A 273-nucleotide genomic window follows, 5' to 3' on the forward strand; every position below is an offset into this window, starting at 1 on the left:
GTCTCGGCGTCGAACAGGTCGGTGGCGTAGGTGAAGAACCCACCGAGACCCGCCGGCGCACCGGACTCGTCGTAGACATCGGAGACGATCAGATGCAGGTCGAACTGCGACACATCCAGATCGGCATCCACCGGGCTGACGCTCAACCCCGGCAGTTCCAGCGCGGCCCTGGCCACGTTCTGGAACGACAGGCCCACCTGGAACAGCGGATGACGCGCGGTCGAGCGCGGCGGGTTGAGCACCTCGACCAGCCGCTCGAACGGCACGTCGGCA

The 273-nt window shown here is 67.0% G+C and carries 1 protein-coding gene; it reads right to left on the minus strand.

What is annotated here, in order from left to right; all coding sequences use genetic code 11:
* Positions 1–273: condensation domain-containing protein (locus tag GV790_RS30310; protein ID WP_163818218.1), on the minus strand; the 273-nt coding region annotated here is incomplete at both ends.

The organism is Nocardia cyriacigeorgica, from assembly GCF_010858045.1.
In the GTDB taxonomy this organism is placed as follows: Bacteria; Actinomycetota; Actinomycetes; order Mycobacteriales; family Mycobacteriaceae; genus Nocardia; species Nocardia cyriacigeorgica_E.